This window comes from Parabacteroides sp. PFB2-10 (genome assembly GCF_029893085.1).
Lineage (GTDB): Bacteria > Bacteroidota > Bacteroidia > Bacteroidales > Tannerellaceae > QVMG01.
Genome location: NZ_JARXWI010000006.1, coordinates 40,196 through 64,066 on the forward strand (window position 1 = coordinate 40,196; position 23,871 = coordinate 64,066).

At 41.5% G+C, this 23,871-nt stretch carries 20 protein-coding genes and 1 pseudogene; 20 read left to right on the plus strand and 1 reads right to left on the minus strand.

The genetic code is table 11. The features are described from left to right. The first annotated feature begins 4 nt into the window (after positions 1 to 4). The 3 genes from M2137_RS06815 (at position 5) to M2137_RS06825 (ending at position 5,919) form a co-directional block, all read left to right on the plus strand. Positions 5 to 1,564: a RagB/SusD family nutrient uptake outer membrane protein gene (locus tag M2137_RS06815; protein ID WP_280765718.1), complete on the plus strand. Its 1,560-nt coding sequence runs from the start codon at positions 5 to 7 to the stop codon at positions 1,562 to 1,564. Positions 1,565 to 1,694: 130 nt separating this feature from the next. Next, complete coding sequence (locus M2137_RS06820; protein ID WP_280765719.1) at positions 1,695 to 4,121, plus strand: prolyl oligopeptidase family serine peptidase; 2,427 nt, start codon at positions 1,695 to 1,697, stop codon at positions 4,119 to 4,121. A gap of 418 nt (positions 4,122 to 4,539) precedes the next feature. Next, positions 4,540 to 5,919 carry a tryptophanase gene (locus M2137_RS06825; protein ID WP_280765720.1) on the plus strand — a complete coding sequence of 460 codons (1,380 nt, stop codon included), beginning with the start codon at positions 4,540 to 4,542 and terminating at the stop codon, positions 5,917 to 5,919. A gap of 145 nt (positions 5,920 to 6,064) precedes the next feature. Here M2137_RS06825 and M2137_RS06830 read toward each other — a convergent pair whose 3' ends face one another. Continuing rightward, positions 6,065 to 6,313 carry a GlsB/YeaQ/YmgE family stress response membrane protein gene (locus M2137_RS06830; RefSeq protein ID WP_280765721.1) on the minus strand — a complete coding sequence of 83 codons (249 nt, stop codon included), beginning with the start codon at positions 6,311 to 6,313 and terminating at the stop codon, positions 6,065 to 6,067. Between the two features lie 348 nt (positions 6,314 to 6,661). On the opposite strand from M2137_RS06830, the gene mnmE reads away from it, so the two are divergent. From mnmE to M2137_RS06915, 17 genes and pseudogenes are all read left to right on the plus strand, one after another. Beyond that, complete coding sequence (gene mnmE, locus M2137_RS06835; RefSeq protein ID WP_280765722.1) at positions 6,662 to 8,056, plus strand: tRNA uridine-5-carboxymethylaminomethyl(34) synthesis GTPase MnmE; 1,395 nt, start codon at positions 6,662 to 6,664, stop codon at positions 8,054 to 8,056. 247 nt (positions 8,057 to 8,303) lie between these two features. Beyond that, complete coding sequence (locus tag M2137_RS06840; protein WP_280765723.1) at positions 8,304 to 9,215, plus strand: helix-turn-helix domain-containing protein; 912 nt, start codon at positions 8,304 to 8,306, stop codon at positions 9,213 to 9,215. Positions 9,216 to 9,218: 3 nt separating this feature from the next. Continuing rightward, positions 9,219 to 10,319, plus strand: coding sequence for a site-specific integrase (locus M2137_RS06845; protein WP_280765724.1), 1,101 nt, complete (start codon positions 9,219 to 9,221; stop codon positions 10,317 to 10,319). A gap of 1 nt (position 10,320) precedes the next feature. Next, entirely contained in the window at positions 10,321 to 10,656 is a 336-nt protein-coding gene (locus M2137_RS06850) for a hypothetical protein (protein ID WP_163318709.1), read from the plus strand. A 2-nt stretch (positions 10,657 to 10,658) separates the two neighbouring features. Further along, positions 10,659 to 11,774 (plus strand): PDDEXK nuclease domain-containing protein, encoded by a 1,116-nt coding sequence (locus M2137_RS06855; protein WP_280765725.1) that lies wholly within the window; start codon positions 10,659 to 10,661, stop codon positions 11,772 to 11,774. Next, entirely contained in the window at positions 11,764 to 12,468 is a 705-nt protein-coding gene (locus tag M2137_RS06860; protein WP_280765726.1) for a mobilization protein, read from the plus strand. Before M2137_RS06855 ends, M2137_RS06860 begins: the two co-directional genes overlap by 11 nt. A 114-nt stretch (positions 12,469 to 12,582) precedes the next feature. After that, positions 12,583 to 12,945 (plus strand): helix-turn-helix domain-containing protein, encoded by a 363-nt coding sequence (locus M2137_RS06865; protein WP_280765727.1) that lies wholly within the window; start codon positions 12,583 to 12,585, stop codon positions 12,943 to 12,945. A gap of 11 nt (positions 12,946 to 12,956) precedes the next feature. Then, positions 12,957 to 14,339, plus strand: coding sequence for a DUF3987 domain-containing protein (locus M2137_RS06870; protein WP_280765728.1), 1,383 nt, complete (start codon positions 12,957 to 12,959; stop codon positions 14,337 to 14,339). 220 nt (positions 14,340 to 14,559) lie between these two features. Beyond that, positions 14,560 to 14,730: pseudogene (locus tag M2137_RS06875) on the plus strand (PG0870-related protein); the annotation flags it as partial. Between the two features lie 87 nt (positions 14,731 to 14,817). Beyond that, on the plus strand, positions 14,818 to 15,624 hold the full coding sequence (locus M2137_RS06880; RefSeq protein WP_280765868.1) for a DUF6371 domain-containing protein: 807 nt from the start codon (positions 14,818 to 14,820) through the stop codon (positions 15,622 to 15,624). Positions 15,625 to 15,740: 116 nt separating this feature from the next. Continuing rightward, complete coding sequence (locus M2137_RS06885) at positions 15,741 to 16,118, plus strand: MobC family plasmid mobilization relaxosome protein (RefSeq protein WP_280765729.1); 378 nt, start codon at positions 15,741 to 15,743, stop codon at positions 16,116 to 16,118. Continuing rightward, positions 16,093 to 17,025, plus strand: coding sequence for a relaxase/mobilization nuclease domain-containing protein (locus M2137_RS06890; RefSeq protein ID WP_280765730.1), 933 nt, complete (start codon positions 16,093 to 16,095; stop codon positions 17,023 to 17,025). The genes M2137_RS06885 and M2137_RS06890 overlap by 26 nt, the downstream gene beginning before the upstream one ends. A gap of 28 nt (positions 17,026 to 17,053) precedes the next feature. Then, positions 17,054 to 17,608: a hypothetical protein gene (locus tag M2137_RS06895; RefSeq protein WP_280765731.1), complete on the plus strand. Its 555-nt coding sequence runs from the start codon at positions 17,054 to 17,056 to the stop codon at positions 17,606 to 17,608. Positions 17,609 to 17,723: 115 nt separating this feature from the next. Then, positions 17,724 to 17,918 (plus strand): helix-turn-helix transcriptional regulator, encoded by a 195-nt coding sequence (locus tag M2137_RS06900; RefSeq protein ID WP_280765732.1) that lies wholly within the window; start codon positions 17,724 to 17,726, stop codon positions 17,916 to 17,918. Between the two features lie 4 nt (positions 17,919 to 17,922). Then, on the plus strand, positions 17,923 to 21,096 hold the full coding sequence (locus M2137_RS06905; protein ID WP_280765733.1) for a helicase-related protein: 3,174 nt from the start codon (positions 17,923 to 17,925) through the stop codon (positions 21,094 to 21,096). 2 nt (positions 21,097 to 21,098) lie between these two features. Next, positions 21,099 to 21,827 (plus strand): DUF4391 domain-containing protein, encoded by a 729-nt coding sequence (locus M2137_RS06910; protein ID WP_280765734.1) that lies wholly within the window; start codon positions 21,099 to 21,101, stop codon positions 21,825 to 21,827. Positions 21,828 to 21,830: 3 nt separating this feature from the next. Next, positions 21,831 to 23,864, plus strand: coding sequence for a site-specific DNA-methyltransferase (locus M2137_RS06915; protein WP_280765735.1), 2,034 nt, complete (start codon positions 21,831 to 21,833; stop codon positions 23,862 to 23,864). Positions 23,865 to 23,871: the final 7 nt, after the last annotated feature.

A 23,871-nucleotide genomic window follows, 5' to 3' on the forward strand; every position in this document is an offset into this window, starting at 1 on the left:
TAAAATGAAAAGTAGTATAAAATTAGTAACGCTTTCTTTCATTGCCACTTTCCTGTTTGCCTCTTGCAATGAAGATTATATGAATACTTACCCGACGGCAAGTACCTCTACGGAAACCATTTTCCAAGACACTGATGCTGCAAAGATGGCAATCAACGGGATAGCCCGTTTGATGGTAAGCCAGTATCACGGCATCCAGGGTTTTAATGGTGAAGGCACCATTAAGTATTTGCATGGAGAATATATGGGTGAGCACTTCTCTCGTCCCCGTTTGACCGGTTGGTACACTGTGATGAATGGACACTTTATGGATAGCAATACTTCCTCTTATGCACGCTACCCCTGGAGCTATTATTATATGCTAATCGGTAATGCGAATACCTTTATTGCCAATATCGATAAGGCAGCCGGACTGGAAGCCGAACGCCAATTTCTGAAAGCGCAGGCATTGACCTATCGTGCGTTTGCTTATTCTCAACTGATCAATTTCTATTGCTATCGTTGGGATGACAGTAATAATGGTACGACGGTTGAATACCCGAAGAATGGCTTGGTATTGCGTACGGAAGAAAATATGAATGAACGAGATCTTCCATTGTCTTCTTCGGGCGAGGTCTACAAGCTGGTATATAGCGATTTGGAAGAAGCGATCTCTTTGTTTACAGCAAGTGGCCTGAAACGCGATAATGTATGGGAACCGAATGCGAATGTGGCTCATGCGGTCTATGCGCGTGCTGCCATTACCCGTAAGGATTATGCAACGGCGGCTTCTCACGCGGCTTCGGCACGTGTCGGCTTTCCTTTGATGTCGAACGCGGATTATTATGCCGGCTTTAGCGAACCCAATAACGAATGGATCTGGGGAAGCTACGGAGGAAACGATCAGACACTGCATTATTATTCTTTCCATTCCTATATGTCATACGCTGCGGATGCCAATATCGTTCGTAATTATCCGATAAGTATGAGCAAAAAGTTGTATGAAAAAATAGCCGATACGGATATTCGCAAAGGATTATTCCTGAATCCGGCCGACTATGGTTCCTACAGTTCATCGACAGGGGTATATTCTGCTGACGGCGCGGACGCAAAAGCGGTGCGGGCTAAATATCCTCCTATGAAAAGTACGCATCTTATTACGGTTTGCCACAGCTTCAAATTCTTCATTGGAGGAAGTGTAGGTATTGGTTATATCAACCACTTCCGCTCTTCGGAAATGATCTTGATCGAAGCGGAAGCGAAGTATTTCTCAGGCGATGAACCGGGTGCCCAGGCGTTGTTGAATGCCTTGGTGCGCGACTCCAAAAGAGATGAAGCCTATACTTGTAAGGCTACCGGCACGGATCTGCTGGCGGAAATCAAATTCTACCGCGCCATTGAATTGTGGGGAGAAGGTTTCGACTGGCTGGATAAAAAACGCTGGAACGAACCATTGGTGCGCGCCAGCTTCGCGGATGGTGGTAACTTCGCGACACAGATGGCAGTCACCCTACCGGTGGAATACAAAAACCGCTGGACCTACATGACGCCGCTGATCGAAAGCGAAAGTAATGGTGGACTCTAAATATCCAATTAAAAAAGGATTGTTGGGAAGTAGCTTTGCAAAGACATTGTAACTAAATACTTGAAAAGATGGCAAATTATTCTTATTTTGTCATCTTTTCTTTTTGAAACTAAATTTAATACCCTGAAAAATGAATACTAAATCTACATTCGTTTACGTGGCGGCAGGCTTGTTGTCTCTGTTGACCCTAAATCAAACGGTTGCTCAGGAGGCGGTCTATCAACGCCCTCCTGCTGTGATTGAAGAGGTGGTGATGGCGCCTCTTTCACCTGCCAATCGCATCAGTAAAAACAATCAATGGATACTTCAACTGGAGCGTTCCTATTATACTTCGTTGGGGCGCTTGGCTCAGCCGGAACTGAAACTGGCGGGTATGCGTATCAATCCTGTGACTTTCAACGTAAGTCGTGGGTCTGAATACACGGACCCCTCCCTCCTGCATATCCCGACTCAACGGCGTGTGACGGTGACCGGCCTGCCTGATGGGGCAACCATCGTCGGTTCCTCTTTCTCGCCGTCTGATACGCGGGTGCTTCTTTTTGTGGAAGAGGCTGCCGGGATTTATCTCTATTCGTTTACGACCGAGGAGCCACAGGCCGTGCGTCTGAGTGATCGCCGCCTGAACGCAACGACGGGTGTGACGGTGCAATGGCTCGACGATGAGCAGTTTCTGACGCTGTTGGTGCCCACCTCGGCCACCAATCCGCCGGCAGCTCCGGCCGTTCCTGTGGGGCCAATCATTCAGGAAACCTCCGGTGGACGCGAAGCGGTTCGCACTTACCAGGATTTGTTGAAGAACCCCTACGACGAGGCGCTCTTCGATTATTATTTCACCGCGCAGCTGGCGCATTGGACGGGCACCGCTATGAAGGAGATAGGCCGCCCGGCCATCTATGCTACGATGCAGCTTTCGCCCGACAAGAACCTTTTGCTCTATGCTGTTGTCGAGCGCCCCTATTCCTATCAGTTGACGATGGGCTCTTTCCCACGGCGGACAGCTGTGATGAATCTGGATGGAAAAGATGTGAAAGAACTGGCACGTACGCCGCTATTAAACCTACCGACCGGTTACGATATGACCTCTCCTTACCCGCGTTCTTTCAGTTGGCGTCCCGACAAACCGGCCACGATCTATTGGGTAGAGGCGCAGGATGGCGGTAACCCACGAATTAATAAGGTGGATTTTATGGACATTGTCTACCAATCGGCTGCTCCATTCGATCAGCCCAAGCAGGAGGTGGCACGCACGGTAAAGCGCTTTCGCGGCATCCTTTGGCACGATGATCAGTTTGCTTTGATGCATGAAACATCGCGTGCCGAGAACCGTACCTGGATGTACCGCATCAAACCTGCTTCGGGCGAAAAGCCTCAGCTGATCACCGAACTGGCGCTCAACGACCGCTATAACGACCCCGGTTCGCCGGTGATGGTGCGCAACCAATATGGTCGCTATATACTCTATACCAATAAGGCGAAAAACGAGTTGTTGATGACCTCTGAAGGAGCCTCTTCAGAAGGGGATATGCCGCTGTTGAGCCGCTTCAATCTGAAAGACAAAAAGAATACGATCCTGTGGCGTTCCGAAGCGCCCTACTACGAAACGATCCTGGAGGTGACCGATCCGGCGAAGCTGACATTGATCACTTCCCGCCAGTCGAACACCGAGCCTGCGAATCTTTTCCTGCGCGACGTGAAGCGGAAACGCACAACGCAGATCACCCATTTTGCCCATCCCTATCCGGCGATGGAGGGAGTCAGCCAGGAAAAGATATTCTACAAACGGGCGGATGGCATCGATATGAGCGCCACAGTCTACCTGCCTGCCGGTTATAACAAAGAAAAAGACGGACGCCTGCCGGTGTTGATGTGGGCCTATCCGCGCGAATACCGCTCGGCGGAAGAGGCGGGACAGATCCGTGGATCCCAATATACGTTTACGAGTATCAATTACGGTTCGCCGGTGTTCTGGGCATTGCGGGGCTATTGTGTGATGGCCGAGGTGGAGATGCCGATCGTAGGCACTTCGGAAGAGAAGGAACCGAATGATAACTTCCTGGAGCAATTGCGTCTGAATGCCGAAGCGGCTGTTAAGGTGATCACCGACAGGGGCGTAGGCGATCCGGACCGGGTGGCGGTAGGAGGCCATTCCTATGGTGCTTTTATGACGGCCAACCTGTTGGCGCATACCGACCTGTTCAAAGCTGGTATTGCCCGGAGCGGCGCTTACAACCGCACCTTGACCCCCTTTGGTTTCCAGGCTGAGACGCGTACCTACTGGGAAGCACCGGAGGTGTATCACACGATGTCGCCGTTTACATACGCTAACCAGTTGAAAGGTGCCATTCTGCTTATTCATGGTGAGATGGATAACAACAGCGGAACCTTCCCTATTCAGTCGGAACGCTACTACCAGGCATTGAAAGGGCATGGAGCTACGGCACGTTATGTCGTGTTGCCTTACGAAAGCCATGGATACTCAGCCAAAGAGAACGTGTTGCACATGCTTTATGAAACAGACGCCTGGCTCGAAAAATATGTGAAAAACGCATCGAAATAAAGTCTATCCGGAGAATTTCTGTTTTTTATCATGTATGATCTTCGAATGGAAGGATAATTAATTCAAAGGGAAAGGGAGCGCTTGAGGCGCTCCCTTTGTATAATATAAAATAAATAAGTTTGGTGGTGTATTTAGCTTTTCATATATTTGTAGAATATGAAACAAGCGAAGAACATACCTTCTGTTCGGTTGTTATTTTTGAACATCAAAAAGCGCGATGAATTTCTTTCCTGAGATTCATTCATCTCCTTATCCCTATCCATATACTTATTTGATACCCCGAAAGGGGTAAAATGTGAATAACCCCGGGTGAACCCCGAGGCATAAGCTCATTCATTTTGCTGAACCCCAAAGCGGGTTCAACCTTTATGTGATATCAATATTATACGCTAAAAACTTTTATAAATTATTTTTTACCATGGAATTACCATTTGCAGAATCCTACAAGATTAAGATGGTGGAAACGATCCGCCGTAGCACACGTGAAGAACGCCAGCAATGGATTAAAGAGGCAAAGTATAATCTCTTTAACCTGAAAAGCGACCAGGTGTTTATCGACCTGATTACCGACTCAGGCACCGGGGCGATGAGCGACAAACAATGGGCAGCCATGATGCTGGGCGATGAAAGCTATGCCGGCGCCCGCTCCTATTACACCATGAAGGAGGCCATCAAAGATATTCTCGGATTCGATTACTTCCTGCCGACCCACCAGGGGCGCGCGGCGGAGAATGTCCTCTTCTCCACCCTCATCAAAGAGGGCGATATCCTGCCGGGGAACTCCCATTTCGATACCACCAAAGGACATATCGAGTTTCGTAAAGCGGTGGCGCTCGACTGTACCATCGACGAAGCCTCCGATACCCAACTGGAGATACCTTTCAAAGGCAATGTCGATCCGGCAAAACTGGAAAAAGCATTGCAGCAGTATCCGGCGGAAAAGATTCCCTGCGTGGTATTGACTGTGACCAATAACACCGCCGGAGGGCAGCCTGTTTCTATGCAGAATATCCGGGAAGTCTCCGCGCTTTGTCGGAAATACGGCGTGCGCCTGTTAGTCGACTCCGCCCGTTTTGCCGAAAATGCCTACTTCATCAAAACGCGGGAAGCGGGTTATGCCGACAAGACAGTCAAAGAGATCGTACGCGAGATGTTCTCCTATGCCGATATCATGACCATGTCGTCGAAGAAAGATGCGATTGTCAATATGGGAGGCTTTGTGGCTTTCAAAGAAGAGGCTTTGTGGCAAAAGGCGCAGATGTTCTGCATCATGAACGAAGGGTTTATCACTTACGGTGGTATGTCGGGACGGGATATGAACGCGTTGGCGCAAGGATTGGACGAAGGCACCGAATTTGATTACCTGGAAACGCGTATCCGGCAGGTGGCCTACCTGGGATCCAAACTGGATGAATACGGCATTGCCTACCAACGCCCGGCCGGTGGACATGCCATCTTTGTTGATGCCAAGAAGGTATTACCCAACGTTCCGAAAGAGGAATTCATTGCCCAGACATTGGGTGTGGAGCTTTACCTTGAAGCCGGTATCCGCGGTGTAGAGGTGGGAGCCATACTGGCCGACCGCGATCCCGTCACCCGTGAGAACCGCTATCCGGCGTTGGAACTCTTCCGCCTGGCCATTCCACGCCGCGCCTACACAAACAACCATATGGATGTGATAGCCGCCGCCTTAAAGAATGTGTACGACCGGAGAGAAGAGATCACCCGCGGCTACCGAATCACCAAGGAACTGCCCATTATGCGCCATTTCACCATTGAACTGGAAAGGGCAGAATAAGCGGCAGACTAAAAAACGAAAGGCATACAAAAAGCTCCTTATCTTGCTTGATAAGGAGCTTTTTATATACCTTTTTGTTTAACTTCTAAGGAGCGAAGCAACTGATAACTTCTCTGACTTCTTCTAACTTCAGCGTTAGCTATTACTACTTCATCCGTTTACTGATAAAGGAAACGATCCATAACAACACCACAGCGCCGATCACCGACATAAGCAGTGTTCCCAATATACTGGAGGTGCTGAAACCCAATAATCCGTAGATCCAACCACCCAACACACTACCAACCAAACCGACAATCAGGTTTATGATAATACCAAAACCACTGCCTTTCATCAACCAACCGGCAATTGCACCGGCCAGGATACCAATAATAATTGACCATAAAATTCCCATAATACTACTTATTTAAATTGTTTAAAACAGTTTTTCTGTCTCTCTGTCAATGTAACACTTTCTTTTCTTGTTTTGTTTAAAATCCGGAGATTGGAACAAGTTCATTTTTTTGAATCGAATATCGTTTTTTCGCAAAACCCCAAAATGACAAAATGATATTTTGCCGGGAGAATCTCGTCAAAAACCCAGGACTTTGCGAACAAACTCCCGGGAGTTTGCATTTGTTAACATTTGAAGTGTCACGAAAAAGGTCGGATTTTAGTTGAAATCGGGGGTATTTGCTTACACGTGTGTTTTTTGAATAGGATTGCAAGATTCTCCTTATCTTTGCATAAAAAAGAAGAGAAAATGAATTTAGATCGATCCATTATTTGTGCCATATCAACCCCCCCGGGATGTGGAGGAATTGCTGTAATCCGCCTCTCAGGTGAAGGATCTGTGGCGTTGGCCGATCAGGTTTTCTATTCTTCAACGGACAAAAAACTGGTAAACGTTTCTCCGAACACCGTACATTTTGGCGAGATTCGCGCAGCAGAGACTTCGATCGATGAAGTCTTAGTCACGGTCTTTCGCGCGCCACATTCATATACCGGAGAAGACACCGTAGAGATCACCTGTCACGGTTCGGTTTATATCCAACAACAAATACTCCGGTTATTGATTGAAAAAGGGGCGCGCTCTGCCCTTCCGGGGGAATTTACCCAACGTGCTTTCCTGAATGGGAAAATGGACCTTAGTCAAGCAGAGGCAGTGGCCGATCTGATCGCTTCAACGTCGGCTGGCCAACATCGCCTGGCACTCAACCAGATGCGTGGAGGATTCAGCAATGAACTTCTGAAGTTGCGTATGCAATTGCTTGATTTTACCTCTCTTATCGAACTCGAACTCGACTTTACGGAAGAGGATGTAGAGTTTGCCGACCGCTCCCATTTGAAAGAACTGGCACTGAATATGGAGCAGGTCATTAGCCAATTGGCTGAGTCCTTTAATGTCGGTAATGCCATCAAGAACGGTATCCCCGTAGCCATTATCGGCGAGACCAATGCCGGCAAGTCGACATTATTGAATCTATTGGTAGGAGAAGAACGGGCAATCGTCTCGGATATTCATGGAACAACGCGCGATGTGATTGAAGACACCATCAATATTTCGGGCGTCACCTTCCGCTTTATCGATACCGCCGGCATCCGCGAAACCACCGATACCATCGAGTCCATGGGCATCGAACGCACCTTCCAAAAACTCGATCAGGCATCCATCGTCCTTTGGGTGATCGACCTGACCAGCCCTATGGAAGAAATAGAAGCACTCGCCCAAAACATTATGCCTCGCGCCGAAGGCAAACAGCTCATCCTGGTCTTCAATAAATCCGACCTCCTCACGGCGGAAGAGCTGAATGAAAAACAACAGCTCCTCAGCAATCTGACCGCCACCAGACTCTATATCTCGGCAAAAAAACAGACAAACACCGCGTCCCTCCAACAGGAGCTCCTCAAAGCCGCCGCCCTGCCCGAGATCAACCAAAACGACATCATCGTCACCAACATCCGCCACTACGAAGCCCTCACCCACGCCCTGGAAGCCATCCGCCGTGTCAACGAAGGCCTCACCGCCCACATCTCCGGCGACTTCCTCAGCCAAGACATCCGTGAATGCTCCCACTACCTCGGCGAAATAACCGGCCAAATCACCACCGACGAAATCCTGGAGAATATCTTTGCGAATTTTTGTATCGGGAAGTAAGTTGAGATTATCATCCACTTCCAACAACTATCATTAACAACAAAGTATCTTATTGTAAATCAGTTATATTTTATCTAATTAATGCTTTCCTATTGTTAAATCCAATTGTTTCGCTTACTTTTGTACCGCGGCTGTACCGCTGTGTTTTTGTATCTGTCTTTCAAGTCCTAATTTCAACAGATGATACACTATTGGGACTTCATGATACACAGTGATACATGATGATACAGAATATTGGCGAAATAAGATGAAAGAACAAGGAAGTATACTAAAGATCTGTGAGTTTTGTGGCATTACATTCAATGCTTACAAGACCACGACCCGTTATTGCTCACACACTTGTAACTCAAGAGCGTATAAAGATAATAAACGGCAGATGAGGTTGACGGCTATCAACTATCGCACAATGCAAGAGATGGAGATGATTAGTGATCAGTATGAAAAGATCAAAGACAAAGAATTTCTCTCCGTATCAGAAACTGCCTTTCTATTGAGTGTTGGACGAATGACTGTATACCGATATCTTCATTCCGGAAGTTTACCGGCAGTTCAAATAGGTGGGAAAACATTTATTCGCAGAAAAGATATTGACACCATGTTTGATGCAAAGGAAGAATACAAAGCAAAGCCCTCTACCGATCGCAAGCCTATCTCTGAACTTTGTACGGTTGCTGAGATTAAAGAAAAATATAAGGTAAACGAATCATGGATTTTTAAAGTGGCTAAGGAAAACAATTTCCCTCGTACATTAAACAAAGGAAAGACTTATTTCAGCCGTAAACATGTGGAGGCTTACTTTTCAAAAAAAAATCAATACACCGGCATTGCCGAATGGTATTCAGTAGATGATATAAAGGAAAAATTTAATATGACTATCAATTCCGTATACTCATTCGTGTCTGAAAACTCAATCCCCAAAAAGAAAGAAGGCAAATATGTGTTTTACTCGAAATATCATGTGGATAAGTTAAAAGAAGAAATAGAGCCGGAAAGACTGGAATACTATACAGTTCCGGAAGCCATGGAAAAGTACAATATGAGCCGGGATCAGATATATCATTATGTGAAATATCATAAGATTCCTAAAGTAAAGATTGGAAAGTTAATTAAGATCGCCAAACAGGAATTAGACAGTATATTAAACCCGATAATTATATAAGCCATGTCAATATCAAAAGTCACTTTACGCCGCCGACCTATCAAAAATGATATGGAGAGTTTATACCTGGACTTCTATCCGGCCATCCGCAATCCCGAAACAATGGAGATGAGCCGGAGGGAATATTTAGGAGTCTATATCTACTTGCATCCAAAGAATGAAGTAGAGCGTGAGTATAATAATGAGATGCTCTTGAAAGCAGAAGCCATCCGATCTATCCGTGTACAATCTATAATTAATGAGGAATACGGATTCTTGGATAAACATAAGATGAAGGGAGATTTCTTAGCTTATTTCAGTGAAATGAGTAAAACTAAAGATCAGAAATGGTTGAGAGTTTATGATCACTTTTATAAGTTTGTTAATGGCAAGTGTACTTTTGGTGATGTAAATGTAGATTTGTGTCGTAAGTTTCGCTCTTATCTATTGAATGCAAATCAACTGAATCGGCCCAAGCATAAGATCGCTCGTAATTCGGCTGCCGGATATTTCTCTACCTTCCGCGGATTATTAAAAATTGCATACAGGGATAAACGGATCAAGGAAAACGTAAATGACTTTTTAGAGAAGATAGAATACGAGGACGTTCGCAAAGAATACCTAACTCATGATGAGGTGAAACTATTGGCAAATACGCCATGTGATATTCCGGTGCTTAAAAACGCCTCACTCTTTTCCTGTCTGACAGGATTACGGATCAGTGACATTCTCAACCTGACGTGGGATGAAATTGTTCTTGGCGCCGACAATGGATACTGCTTACGCTTACGTACTGAAAAGACTGAAACAGAAACAACGCTCCCCATCAGCTTCGAAGCGTTGGAACTCTGCGGTGAACGTGGAAAAGGGAAAGTATTCAAAGGACTGCAGCGTTTCATGACACAATACCCCTTAAAAAACTGGCTCAAGAAAGCCGGGATTACGAAGAATATTACCTATCATTGCTTTCGGCATACGTTTGCGACCCTTCAGATAGCCTTAGGTACAGATATTTACACGGTCAGCAAAATGCTTACGCATAAAAATGTGAGTACAACTCAGGTATATGCAGAGTTGGTGAGTGAGAAGAAAAGAGAATCAGCGAATAAGATAAGTTTGAAATAAGATGAAGAATATACATATATCAGAAGAAGACTTTGTAGAAGCTATTGAAGCTTTGAGAAAACAATTAGAACACGATGAGTTCTTTGGGGAGTCAATGGAAAATGCTTTCCCCGGTTGTCATGCACCAATATATGACAACCATTATTTGTGGGAAGCTCTAATCAAGTTGCTTGAAATAGCTACTGATGACACAAGCAAAACTGTAGAATGGTGGATATATGATGCAAAATTCGGAACAGATTCAAACATGGGAGTCTTAGAAAATAAGGATGGCAAAGAAATTACAATAACTTTGCCAACAGCAAAAGACCTATACAACTACCTAAAAAACAAATAACCATGGGATACGAAGTAAATAAAATACAGTCACAGTTTGAGGAATTGAAATCAATCATCATTTCTCATAGGAATAGAGCTTACCAGGCTATCAATACCGAGATTATCACAACAAATTGGGAAGTAGGAAAGTATGTTTCCCATAGAATAATATCCGAACAATGGGGATCAGGAGTAGTTGATCAGTTTGCAAAATATTTAAAGAATAACCAGCCCGGACTAAAAGGTTTTGATAGAAGTGCCATATATAGAATGGTGAAATTTTATGAGACATATAGTTCTGCTAAATTTGTAGCGGCATTGCCGCTACAAACAAAAAGCGCTGATATTCAAATTAATACAATTGTGGCGGCATTGCCGCCACAATTAAGAGACGAAAGACAGATTATATCTTTCTTGTCATTGATAAACTGGACATCTCACTTGGAGATTATAACAGGATGCAAGACTGAAGAAGAAAAAGTTTTCTATATCCTTTTAGCTTACAAGGAAAAATTAAAATATAGAGAATTGCGCCGTCAGATAGAATCAAGTGTCTATGAACGGAGCTTATTGGGAGAAAAGAAGCAATCCTTAAAATTGAAAGAGACTTATCCAACCGCCAAGCAATTATTCAAGGATAGATATATGGTTGATTTCCTAAACTTGCCGGAGAACCATAGTGAGAAGACCCTTCAACAGGGACTCATACAGCAAATGAAGAAATTTATATTGGATTTGGGCAAAGATTTTATCTTTATGGGAGAAGAGTACCCTATCCAAGTGGGAATGACCGATTTTAAGATAGATCTTCTGTTTTTTCATCGAGGCTTACAATGTCTTGTTGCCATAGAACTCAAAACAACAAAGTTCAAGCCAGAACATACAGGACAATTAGATTTCTATCTTGAAGCACTCGATAGAGATGTGCGAAAAGAGAATGAGAACCCGAGTATTGGTATATTGTTGTGCAAAAATGCCGATGCCTCAGTAGTTGAATACTCATTAAGTAGAAGTTTAAGCCCTAGCTTGATAGCTGCGTATGAACAGAAATTGATACCTAAAGAAGTCCTGAGAGCGCATTTAAACGAATACTACGATGAAGTGAAGACAACATTAGATGATAGTGATGAAGAATAAATACCATGAATATATCATAATCTATCTATCAGTAGCGATTGGTTGCTTTGCTATTGGTCTTATTGTGAGAGCTACGGTTGTTGCTCAAGGGGTTGATGCATTCTCGGCTAACACCATCTTCTGGCTTATTGCCGGACTTGGGATAATATCCTATTGTGTCCTCACTATAGCAATAAAAGGATTATTGGATAAAACAGGTAAATTACTTTTCCCTAAACCCAAACAAGTAAAAGAAGTGCCAAAGCCGGAGGAAGAACTAGTAAAACAACTCTCTTTGGATGAAATCCGGGCAGAAAAGCAAAAAGAACTTGCCCTACAATATACTGAAAAACTAAATACAGCAATCAGGTACACGCAAGAAACACTAGCCCTCTATGTGTCAGATGCCGACATGGACTTACTCTGTGAAAACATAGAAATCTACGCAGCCGGAAGCGACTTAAATACGCCCACTTTCAAGCCGGTAAAAGTAAAAGACCTGACCACTGTTGATATTTGCCACTTTGGTTGGAATATCTGGAATAACTTCGACGTAACAGACCAATGGGGAATCGCTCGATTCCTCAAAGCCGTGTTTGAAGAGAAACTGAAAGATATGGAGCTGAAAACCATTAAGAAAAAACTAAAGATATTCGAACCAAATAGCACAATTCAAATAGAGGAGAGTCTAAATAAAACCGACGACACAAAGTAAGGAACAGTATTAACCACTATCTCAAAATGTTTTTCTGGTGTTTCTCTGGTGATCCGTGTCACCGTTGAAACACCATTTTTATTTGCACTGAAACAATTAAAAACCAATTGAATTATGTGCAACGAAAACATTACTTTCGATAAGTTACCCGAGGCGGTTGCTTATCTTATTAAAGAAGTATCAGAACTGAAAAGCTTGGTTGAAACAAAGCAAAGTCAACCGACAAAAAAGCGAGTTCCGATAGAAATTGAAGAAGCGTGTCGGCTGATTATGAAAGCCAAACCAACCGTTTACGCTTTGGCGAGAAAAGGACTTATTCCTTGTTATAAACGAGGAAAGAAACTATTCTTCTTTGAAGATGAACTAATGGCATGGATTACTCAAGGTAAACGAAAAACCATAGAGGAACTGAAAGAAGAAGTTGAAGCCCGTGTCAACCAAGGAATCCGTCGCCGACCTTCACGTCGTAATTTTTAAAGCCAACGATTATGGAAAATAAAATTACAGCAGAGGGTATCATCCACGAAGCTCTACATTGTAAAGGGAAGATGTACGGCTCAGATTATCCGGTTCAAGTATTTCCTCATCATATTCAGGATATTATCTATGCGACAGGAGAATGTCTCAACTATCCCATTGATTACATTGCAGCCTCACTTTGTTTTGTACTATCAGTTGGAATTGGGAATACGCATGTTGCCAAGTTAAAGGAAGGCTGGTCAGAACGAGCGATTCTTTATATCGCCCTGATTGGTCGTCCGGGAGTAAACAAAAGCCATCCACTTAGCTTTGCTTTTCATCCTTTGTTTGAGCATGACGCAAAGAATGCAGTTACGTTTAAGAAAGAGATTAAGGAATACGAGCAGCTTCTTTATCTCAGTCGAAAAGAGCGTGAGGAGCAAGGAATTAACGAACTGCCAAACGAGCCCGTTCTGAAAAAGTTTGTTGTTTCAGATATTACTCCTGAAAGCCTTGCCTTTATCCACGAAAATAACAAAAGAGGAATTTGTCTATATACCGATGAGCTGGCTTCGTGGTTTAAGAACTTCAATCGCTACACAAAGGGTTCTGAGGAACAGTTCTGGCTCTCTCTTTACAATGGTAAGCCGATAATTTTGGATCGACGTGGTTCCAAGAACTCTGTATCAGTCAAAAACTCCTTCATTGGCGTAATCGGTACCATTCAGCATGGAGTATTGAGAGAGATGGCGAAAGGCGAACGTAATCAAAACGGTTTTTTAGACCGCATTCTATTTGTGTTGCCAAACAATTTAGAAAAGCAGTATTGGAGCGAACAGCATTTATCTCGGCATGTAATCCCTACTTGGAATAATCTGATGCAGAAACTTATCAATCAGGAATACCTCACCGATGACAATGGCGATATAATTCCTGTTGAGTTATATTTTCAAGAAGATGCCAGGAAGCGACTCTACGACTGGCAACGAGAGAATACAGATCAATGTAATCGAGAAATCAACGAGACGTTGATGGGTATTTACAGTAAGTTGGAAATATATGCCATTCGCTTCTGCCTGATCTTGCAGGTTGCTCGCTGGCTCTGTGGAGAAGCCTCTAAAGATTCGATTGATTTAGTCAGCGTAGAAGGGGCTATCGAGTTGGTCGGTTATTATCAGAAGACCGCACGTAAGGTTCAACAAATTATTGCCTCTTCTGCAACTTTGGAGCAGCTTCCCTCCGACAAACAGCGATTGTATAATGCGCTTCCGTCAGACTTCTCTACAGCGGAAGGAATACAAGTTGCTTCTCAGTTTTCCATATCAGCAGATAGCTTCAAACGTATGCTTAGTGATTTCAAGGATGGCTTGCTTGACAACTACAAACATGGACGATACCGGAAATTGCTTTAGCGCATTTTCCGCATTCTCTACACTTTTGATTCTAAATCAAAGACATTCAGGCGTATAACAATTTGTGAAACAATTCACTTTTCCGCTTTTTCATGCTTTTACCATACTTAAAGTGCGAGGTTGTGTAAGCCGATACGCACATTTCAAAGGGAGTAAAGCGCTGATTTACAGTTCTATTTTTTTGAGAAATGCGGAGAGTGTACAAAATGTAAAAAACATAATGAGCTATAGATATATATTAGAACCCTATAAAGGAATCGCAACGCGGCACACCTGCCCGGCTTGTGAACAAAAGAAGTCCTTTTCTCACTACATCGACACCGAAAATAAGGTTTCGTTTCCAAATCATGTGGGTAGATGCGACCGAGAAGAAAAATGCGGATATCACTTCACTCCGAAGCAATATTTTGAGGAGAATCCGGATAGACGAGAGAGCTTTTCAGATTATCAGCCCACAATACAAAGGAGTTTTCCTTCTATGAAAGAAAAAGAAGCAAGTTGTATTGACCCGAACTTGGTCGCATCTTCGCTTGGTCATTATCAGCAAAACAAGTTGTTTCAATTTCTATCCTCTCAACTGGGAGAAGATGAAGCAACGAAGTTGATGATGAAATATAAGGTCGGTTCCGCTAAGCATTGGGACGGAGCAACTGTTTTCTGGCAAATGGATGTAGCCGGAAGAGTGCGCACAGGAAAGGTAATGCTATATGATTCGGAGACCGGCAAGCGAGTTAAATATCCATATAATCATATCACATGGGTACACTCGCTCCTAAAGCAAGAAAACTTCAACCTGAAACAATGCTTCTTTGGCGAACACCTACTTGCCAGTCAATCCAATATGCCGGTAGCGATTGTAGAAAGTGAAAAGACCGCTTTAATCTCTTCTTTCTATATGCCCCAGTTTCAATGGATCGCTGCCGGTGGGAAGCATGGTTGTTTCAATGATGAGAACTTGCAAATTCTTAAAGGTAGAAAGATAATCCTGTTTCCGGATCTGGGAGCATGGGAGGATTGGCAAGTGAAAGCAAACAAGATGAAGTCGCTTAATATTGAGGTGGAGATTTTCGATTTTCTGGAGAAACGAGCAACGCCGGAGCAACGGAAAGAGGGGTACGATATCGCCGATTTTCTACTTGAGGCGAAACAGCCTACGGCAATTCTTCAAGACATGATTAAACGTAATCCTGCCTTGAAAATACTAATGGAAGAATTTAGTTTAATGCTTGAGAATTCTTCAAAGAACAGGGTAAATCCTCGTAAGAAGACCGGATTTAGACTCTAATGGAAAATCTGTGATTTTTAGCGGAGCAAGTTTATGTTTTGGTCATACCAAAACGCCACTTGCTCCCCAAAATGGGAGGAAATCCCGCTGGTCTAATCGTAAAATAGCAATTAAAAATGGAAGATAAGAAACCGAGAAAAACAGGTGGTCGCCCCACCAAAGGATTAGGCGAGAAGCGCACCTATATGGTCAGCGTTAAGATGGATTCTCGCGAGTACTTTTCGCTAAAGACGAAAGCCAAATCGGCAGGAATTAGCCGAAGTGATTTCGTTCGTCAGTGTATAGTCGGGAGCAAAATTTGTCCACGCCTCACACCCGAACTGAACGATTATATCCGAAAGCTATCAGGTATGGGGAATAACCTGAATCAGATTGCCCGAAGAGCAAACGCCGAAGGTTACACCAGTACTCGCCATGAATACCTCTATCTGGCAGATAAGATTGATAACGTAATTGAAATGATTGAAGATGATGGCAAAAATAGTAAAGGGTAAAGCGTTCAAGGGTGTGGTCAATTACATTCTGGACAAGCACAAGAATACGGAGATTGTCGATTTTGATGGACTTCGAGTGAAGAGCAAAGCTTCCATCGTTCAGAGTTTCGTAACCCAAGCGAGCTTGAATAGCCGTGTGGCAAAACCGGTATGCCATATCTCGTTAGACTTTTCTGCACAAGACAAAGATAAGCTATCCAATCAACTGATGGGACAGATTGCTCACGACTACATGAAACAAATGGGTATAGTGAACACACAGTATATCATTGCAAGGCATTTTGACAAGGAGCATCCGCATATCCATTTGGTTTATAACCGGGTGGATAATAACAGCAAGACGATTACAGATAGCAATGACCGTTTCCGAAGCGAGAAGATCTGCAAGGAACTGACTGAGAAATACGGTTTATATTTCGCCACCGGCAAAGAGAACGTAAAAGAACACCGCCTGAAAGAGCCGGATAAAACCAAATACGAGATATACAATTCTCTCAAAGCATTGGTGCCAAAGTGTAAGAACTGGAAACAATTGACGAATGAACTGCAAAAGGCAGGGATAAAAACCGAGTTCAAGACCAAAGGGAATTCCGATGAAGTGCAGGGAGTTCGGTTTGAGAAGAATGGATATTTATTCAATGGCTCCAAAGTCGATAAGATGTTTAGCTATTCGAAAATTGATTATCAGTTGGGACAAAATGCCCGTAGCCAGTTGGCAAGTCAAAGGCAGGAACAATCCCACTCGACCAGTAATGCCGTTGTATCAACAATCGGATCAGTCGGTTCTGCTTTGGGTGGATTGTTTGATATTCAACCCGGAAGCGGATACGATGAGAATGAAGCCGAATATCTTCGCCAGCAGCGATTAAAGAAGAAACCGAGACGAAAGTTCGGACGACAAATGTAAATGTATTAACAAATTAAACAGTAAGATTATGAGAAATATAGAGATAAACGAAGTATACACGCTTTTTGAAGAGATCAAGAAGTTGATTAAAAAGGGGAACGATAATACTCCTACCGTTGTTCAACCTGAAATTGAGTTGCCAGACTTATCCGCAATCAGTGAACTAACCGACAGGTTGCAGGAAACAATCGAAAAGGTTCGCAAGCCGGTAAAAACAGAATGTCACCATACATTCAGCATTGCTTCCAACAAAATCTTCTTTTCTGTAATCGGTATGGGTGTCGCCTTGCTTGTGTGCATGTTTGCGATATATTACCAGCGAGAGGAAATCGCCTCTTATAAAGATAATGACCTGAAATATCGCTATGTAAAAATGCAAAGAACAATAACGCTGGATAGAATAGGGTATTTGGAAGATATCTTTGACTATAAGCGAGATAGTGTAAAAATTATCCGAAAGCAAGTAGAGCAACATGAGAAAGCTGTATTGGAGGAGGCCAAGCGTTTGGAGCAGGCGAGGTTGAAAGAACAAGAAGCGGAACGACTAAGACGCGAAGCGGAGAATTTGAAGCAAAACAAGTAAGATACTGAAAGCGAGTGGTAATAAAGCAGGGATATTTATCCTTGCTTTATTTTTATAGCAAAATTTACACTATATTTGTGGCTACATTTTATATGTTTCACCGAAAAACAATCCGATGGAATTAAACAGAATAAAGGAAGTGCTTGACGAAAAAGGAATTAAGCAGACGTGGTTAGCTGAAAAACTTGGTAAAAGCTTCAGCTCAATAAATGCTTATGCTTGTAACCGGCAGCAGCCAAGTTTGGAAATGTTGCACCAGATTGCTAAGATTCTACAGGTAGAAATAAAGGATTTGATTAAAAACCAGTAAGAGCATGAACGAAATACCTCAATTAAGAGATATCATAAATAAAAACGTAGATTCAGGATCTAAATTGAAGATTATTTCTTCCTTCTTTACTGTTTACGGTTTTAAAGAAATCAAAGATGCACTTAATTCTATAGATAGCGTAAAGCTAATAATTAACCCGGATCAGTATGATACCAGCGGGAAATATATTGAGACCATTGAGGAAACGCCTCTTAAGAGCGAGCTTGACTACGAAGGTGTAGCAAAGGAATTTGCAAGCTGGATAAAGAAAAAGGCTGAGGTAAGAAAGATTAAATCGAAGAAAGTAAAGGGTAAGATGTTAAGCATAGACAACCATGAAAATTATGCAGATTACATCACACATTCAGACTTTAATGCAATCGGTTTAGGCAGTATTGATCTTGGCGGTCGAGTTCATATCAATGAAAAGATAGAAGACCCAATACATGCTCAAAGATTCAGAAATACATTTGATGCTATTTGGGAAAATACTCAGTTAGTTGAAGATATTAAAAGTAAGCTTTTAAAAGAACTTCAGTTAATCTATCAAGACAAGTCCCCTGAAGTACTTTATTTTTTCACTCTAAATCATCTTTTCAAACATTTTCTTGAAGATGTTGAAAAGGAGCAAATGATTGAGAAGAAAACAGGGATTACCAATACCCTTATCTGGAATAAGCTATACGATTTTCAACAAGATGGTGTTGTGGGTGCAATCAACAAAATAGAAACTTATGGAGGTTGCATTATCGCTGATTCAGTGGGGTTAGGGAAAACATACGAAGCTCTTGCTATAATCAAGTATTATGAACTGCGAAATCATAAAGTTTTGGTACTTGCGCCTAAAAAGCTGCGAGATAACTGGCGTATCTACAAATTGAACGACAAGCGTAACCCATTCGCTTCAGAGCGATTGTTCAGTTATACATTATTAAATCATACAGACCTTTCTCGTGAAAGTGGATACTCGGAAGATGTAGATTTGTCTTATGTGAATTGGGGGAACTTTGACCTTGTTGTTATTGATGAGTCTCACAATTTCCGTAATGCATCAACAGGAAAAGACAGAATGACTCGTTATGAGCATTTGATGAAAGAAATCATTCGCTCTGGGGTTAAGACTAAAGTGCTAATGTTATCTGCTACTCCAGTAAACAAAGAACTGAACGATATAAAGAACCAAATAGCTTTTATCTCAGAAGGAAAAGATGATGCGTTTGCTGAGAATGCAGAGATAGAAAGCGTTTCAAATACAATGCGAAAGGCTCAAGCCGCTTTTAATTTGTGGAATAAACTTCCCCTGAGCGAACAAACAACGGATAATTTATTAGAATATCTCAACTGGGATTATTTCAAACTACTTGATTCTTTGACAATTGCTCGTTCACGTAAACATATAGAAAAGTATTATGGATTAGAAAAAGTGGGGAAGTTCCCAACCCGATTAAAGCCTATTAACAAGTATTGCGAAATTGACATCCAAAGGAAGTTCCCTTCTTTTGGAGCGATTAATGAACTCATAATGTGTATGAATCTTTGCATGTACACGCCTATGTCTTACTTGCTTTCTGACAGAATCGGATTCTACGAGGATTTGTATGACACAAAACTAAAGGGTAAAGCGAGCTTCAAGCAAGTAGATCGTGAGTTTAGTTTGAAGGCTTTGATGCGCACCAACCTGTTGAAGAGATTAGAAAGTTCTGTTTATGCATTTAATAAGTCTATAAATTACCTTATAGAGAATATAGAGAATATTATTAGTAGTTTAGAAAATTCTGTTGCTGACATTAGTTATAAGAATGATGACGAGTACTGGGAAGATGATGAATTAGCAAACAACGAAATGACTATCGGCAAAGTCACAAAGATTAAAGTATCCGACTTAGATAAAGTGAAGTATAAGTCTGATTTGGAATATGATTTAGTTATCCTGAACCAAATAGCAACCGACATAAAGGCTGTAACTCCTGATAGAGATGAAAAGTTAGCCGAACTAAAGAGAATAATAGCCAATAAAATACAGCATCCTATAAATGCTGAAAACAAAAAAGTTTTAGTATTTACCGCTTTTGCTGATACTGCGGATTATCTGTATGAAAATATATCAGGTTGGGCGAATAACGAATTAGGAGTTTTTTCAGGCTTGGTTACAGGAACACGTGATCCACAAACCACGTTGCCTATGAAGCGGAAAGACTTCACGGGATTGTTGATTAATTTCTCGCCTTGCTCGAAAGAAAGAAATGAAGATGGGAATGAAATAGATATACTGATAGCAACAGATTGCATATCGGAAGGACAAAATCTTCAAGATTGCGATTATGTGGTTAATTATGATATACATTGGAATCCTGTGCGTATCATTCAACGATTTGGACGTATAGACCGTATTGGTAGCAAAAACAAAGAAATACAGCTGGTTAATTTTTGGCCTGCTCTTGAACTAGAAGAGTATATTAACTTGGAAAGAAGAGTGAAAGGGCGAATGAAACTACTTGACATCTCAGCAACCGGCGAAGAAAATATAATCGAAAACTCGCAAGAAATGCGTGATCTGGATTATAGACGTAAGCAATTGGAACAGATGAAAGAAGAAGTCCTCGACATGGAGGATTTAACAGGAGGTGTTTCAATTACCGATCTTACATTAAGTGATTTCCGCATGAATTTGGTGGATTTCAATGAGAAGAATCCAGGTTTATTGGATGGACTATCTAAAGGTATACATTCTATAACTCGGAATGAGAATGAGAGTTTGAATGAAGATATTAAGCCCGGCATTATATTCTGTCTTAAAAACATCTCTGATACGATAGATAAAAATGCCAGTACGTTAGCTCCTTTTTATTTGCTCTATATAACAGACGAAGGCGAAATTTTATTCTCTGATAAACAAACTAAGCAAGTGTTGGATATTTATCGTTCTCTTTGTTTAGGAAAAAGAGAACCGATTAAAGAGCTGATAGAAAAATTCGACAAACTTAGTTCAGGGCAAACAAAAATGAAACATTGGACTGAGTTATTAACACAAGCGAAGTCGGCAATCAAAAAGGTGGAAGATGAACAATGTGGAGATGTATTTGCGCTGGGAGGCTTAGTCGATTTTGGGGCAGGCGATTCCAATTTGCTTATTGCTGATGATGAATACGAGTTAATATCCTATTTAGTGATTATGTAAAGATGGTAGCTGTTTTTCAACAAATAGGGCTTCAGGGTACGGTTAAATCGTACGATAAACGGATTCCCAAGAAAGAAATTTTCATTCATGGGAAGTTGTCGAAATCCGAGCGAGATATCATAACCGAACGGATTGAGGAGGTTCGTTTAAAGTATGTGCTTAATAAGTTCACTTTTCCTATGGAGATAGTCGTAAACGAGACAGAACGTTTTGATTGCATTCTCTTCGCGCAAGTATCCTTACGAAAAGAGCTTGCTACGCAAAAAATTAATCGTCTTATGCAAGAGGTGATACCTTCACCTCTCATTGTAATATTCTCTTTGGAAGATAACTTGTTGTTTGCATCTGCCATAAAACGATTAAACAGAAATGAGCAAGAGAAAGTGGTGGTCGAAGAATACCATCAAACTGAATGGATGAATGCCGATACTTGTGATGATTTTTTGAAAACAATATCTCTGAAAAACATCCCAATCTTAGATTATAAGCAGGTATATACCATTATTCATGAAAACATATACAAGCAGGCAAACATCGATATTCTCAAAAAAGCGGAAGACTCTAATTTCTATCAATATAAAGAACGAACCGAACAGTATAAACTGTTGGAAAGCGAAGTGCAATATCTGACTAAAAGGCTGAACTTAAAGTCAACGCCTTTAAAAGAAAAAACGGAGTTGGCGCGAAATATAGAAGATCTAAAAAAGAAACAAAATAAAATAACATCATAAATTATGGACGGGAAAAGCAAAGATTTGATTACAGATAATATAGAGAAAATCAAAGTATTATTTCCAGAGGCAGTAGCCGAAGTGGCTGATAAAGACAGCAACATATCCTACAAAATAGATATGGAAAAACTTTCCATTTTACTCGGTGAAGCCGCCATACCGACGGAAGATGCGGAGTATTACCAAAAATATGGAGAGAAATTCGCTTTCGAGTGGTCTGGTAAAAGAAGAGCGATTGCCGAAGCTCAGAAACGAAGTACTGGCACCTTACGTCCATGCCCGGAAGAATCAGTTGATTGGGAGAATACTGAGAATCTTTACATAGAAGGGGATAATTTGGAAGTTTTGAAACTATTACAAGATTCTTACATGGGAGCAATCAAAATGATTTATATTGATCCTCCTTACAATACCGGGAAAGATTTTGTGTATAAAGACAATTACAAAGATAATTTATCCAACTATTTAGAACAGACAAATACGACAAATGCTGTGAATAGTGAAGCGAGCGGACGCTATCATACGAATTGGCTAAATATGATGTATCCACGCTTAAAACTTGCTCGTAATTTGCTTACTGACGACGGGGTCATTTTTATTTCCATCGATGATAATGAAGTGGCGAACTTAAGAAAAATTTGTGATGAGGTGTTTGGAGAAGATAATTTTGTGACTGAGTTTGTTTGGGAAAAGAAAAAGAAACCATCATTTTTACATCGAAATGTCGGAAAATTAGGCGAATATGTATTATGTTATACAAAAAAAAGTTTATTCTCAATACCATTTTCTATAGAAACGACTACTGAGGGGAAAAAATATCCACTCAATAATGCTGGAAACTCTTTGGCGGTTTTAAAGTTTCCACCTAAAAGTGTTAGATTTAATTTTCAAGATCAGCAAATTGCAGCTCAAGATATGTCCGAGGGGAATATAATAACACGATTATTGGATGAGGTTGTAATAATTGACAATATGAATGAAAATGAATTCAGACTTGAAGGCGAATGGCGTTATTCTCAAGAATTACTTAATACTATAATTGAAAACAAGGAAGAAATAATTATAAGCAAAATACCATTTCGTCCTAATCATGTAAAAAAAGGAGGAGAAATAAAAAAAATGAAAAACTTCTTTTCTCCAAATCACTATTCTATGGAGACGAATGAAGATGCATCATCTCAGATAATTGAACTGTTTGGTAAAGAAGTCTTTTCTTATCCTAAGCCAATTAAATTGATACAAACTCTTATACAGGCTATTACATATTGTGATTCAAAAGCAATTGTATTAGATTTCTTCTCCGGGTCAGGAACGACAGCTCAATCTTTATTTGAGTATAATATGAAAAATAAAGGTGAAAGGAAGTTTATTTTAGTACAACTTCCAGAGAACTTGGATGAAAATATAGGAAATGCTGATCCTGATACAAAAAAAATGTTACAGTCGGCTATTTCAACCTTAGAGGAGCTTAACAAACCTCATTATTTGACAGAACTAGCTAAAGAGCGCATCCGCCGTGCAGGCAAGAAAATACTTAAAGAACATAATTCAAAAGATACAGGCCTGTTTGCTGAAGACTATAAGCTCGACATCGGTTTCAAAGTCTTCAAGCTCGATCGTTCCAATGTGAAAAATTGGGATATTGAGTTAGATAATCTCAAAGAAAGTGATGCTGCGACACAATTAAAAGCAGAATTTAATAAAATATTAAATATTCTAAAACCCGAACGAACGGAATTAGACATTCTCTACGAAGTAATGCTTAAGCTCGGGCTTTCTCTTACCACAAAAGTGGAAGAAAAAGAGATTGAAGGAAAGAAAGCATTTGTTGTTGGCTCCGGAGTAATGGTTGCCACATTTGCAAAAAAGATAAGCTATAAACAAATTGGGCAAATGTTAGACCTAAAAGCCGACTTTGTCAATCCCGGAGAGTTCAAATTCGTGATTGCTGATGAGAGTTTTGCCGATAGCAAAGATAAAACGAATGCTTTACAACTCTTTAAGCAACGTGGAATCACCAACTACGAAATAATCTAATTGGAGT